This is a genomic window from Pseudomonas inefficax (assembly GCF_900277125.1).
Classification (GTDB): Bacteria; Pseudomonadota; Gammaproteobacteria; order Pseudomonadales; family Pseudomonadaceae; genus Aquipseudomonas; species Aquipseudomonas inefficax.
Map to the genome: position 1 here is coordinate 1 of NZ_OPYN01000026.1, position 1924 is coordinate 1924.

At 64.4% G+C, this 1924-nt stretch carries 1 protein-coding gene and 1 pseudogene; both read right to left on the minus strand.

Annotated features, from left to right (window positions below; genetic code table 11):
* Positions 1-332: 332 nt before the first annotated feature.
* A complete protein-coding gene (locus JV551A3_RS02910; protein WP_133978314.1) occupies positions 333-1538 on the minus strand; it encodes a methyltransferase in 1206 nt (401 codons plus the stop codon).
* A gap of 127 nt (positions 1539-1665) precedes the next feature.
* Positions 1666-1924, minus strand: a pseudogene (locus JV551A3_RS02915) (ABC transporter permease); the annotation flags it as partial.

Consider the following 1924-nt stretch of genomic DNA (forward strand, 5'->3'; position numbering starts at 1 on the left):
GTCGCGATGGGCGGCAAAGCGGTCCCCCGTTTTTGGCGTAGGTGCAGAGATCGCTGGGGCTGCGTTGAAGCCCTTTCGCGACACAAGGCCGCTCCTACAAAAGAGCGGGGATGCAGCTCTAACTCCAACCACAAGAAATGATTATGCAGAAGTGGCATAGACGACGTGCGCGAAAGGCATGCCGGACCGCTACACCGCCGGTCTTTGCGCAAACGCCTGTTTTTACTGGCCTTGACGCACAAGCCGGAATAAGCCAAACGCTTGAAATAGCGCTTGGATCCAACAGGTAATCACAAGCTTGTTCACAGAGTTATCCACAGGTTGTGCTGCGGCTAACGGTCGCGTTCGGCAAGGATTAGCAGGTTGCGCGGGGTGAGTGGGTAGTCGCAGAACAGGCCAAGGCGCACGTTGTAGCCTTGTTCTTCGAGGAACAGGGCGCGATCGAGTACCAGCCACAGCTCCAGTGGCCGGCGGAACAGGTTGCGCACGCGCTCCAGGTTGCGGACTTCGGCCAGGCGCTGCCAACCGGCGGCTTCCAGGGCGGACCAGTCCGGTTTGCCAGTTAGCTGCAATTGCTTGAGTTCGGCCAGGTCGCGGCAGTACTGCTCGAAGGGCTTCTCCAGCCAGGCCACGGGTAGTGACGGTGTCGGCAGGTACTCGTCGGTCAGGCGCTGCTGACGCTGGAGCAGGTCAAAGCCCAGGCGCCGGGCCATTGAGGTGTCGCGCTGGCGCCGTACGCGGGCGCCGGCAGTAACGGTTTCGCTCAGGGGCAGGCCGAGGTCGTCCAGTGACAGCCGCAGGCTGGAGGCTTGGGCTGCTGTGGATAACGCCTGGTACTGCTGCGCTGCGATACGGTTGTAGCAGCAGGGCGCCACGGCCAGCTGCCGGCACCCTTGCTGGCTGGCCAGTTGCATCAGGCGCACATGCAGGTCGCCACAGGCGTGCAGGGCGACCACGCTTTTGTCGCCAGCCAGGTGGCGGGCGCTGTCTTTGGCCATCACATCCTGATGCACATGCTGCGCCGGCAAGTGGTGGTGCGCGCTCAGGGCCTGGCCGGCAGCGACCAGTTCGGCGTCGTATTCCAGGCAGGTCAGGTGTTGGCCGGGTTGCAGCAGGCGGCGGCCTAGGTGGCCTTTGCCGGAGCACCAGTCCAGCCAGTGATGGGGCTGTTCGCGAAAGGCCAGGTGGCTGGCGAAGGCTTCGATCTGCTGCCATTTGCGACCGGGGACGGCGACGTCGAGGCGGTGCGCGGCAGGGGGCAGGGCGGTTTCCGGGAGGCTGCCGACGGCCGAAAGCTGTCGGGCTTGCTGGGCCAGTTGCGGGAATGGGGCGGGCAACGGGGCAGCGGTGCTGTCGGTTTCGGCGTCTGCCAGGGAGCATTGGCGCAGATGGGCGGCAAGCTCGGGGTGGGCGGGTTCCCAGTCCAGCTGCAGGCTGGTGAAGGGGCGGGGTTTCCACAGCTGTTGGTGCTCGATCAGGAACTGGTCGAGGGCCTGGAAGCGGGTGCTTAGGTGGGGGCTGTGGAGGTGGTTGGGCATGGGGAGAAGTGTGTTGGGTTTTAGGGCCTCTTCGCGGGTGAACCCGCTCCCACAGGTATAGTGCACAGCTTGAGGGCTGTGGAGACACTGTGGGAGCGGGTTTACCCGCGAAGAAGGCTAAGTGGTGTCAGCGGCCCTGGCACGCATCCACCCGCAACCAGCGCTCCAGCAGCTTGAAGCCCTGCACCAGCACGAACGAGATCACCAGGTAGAACACCCCGGCGGCAAAGAAGATCTCCACCGGCAGGTAGGTGCGGGCAATGATGGTACGGGCCATGCCGGTCAGTTCCAGCAGGGTCACGGTACTGGCCAGGGCGCTGGCCTTGAGCATCAGGATCACTTCGTTGCTGTACGCCGGCAGGCCGATGCGCGCGGCGCGTGGCAGC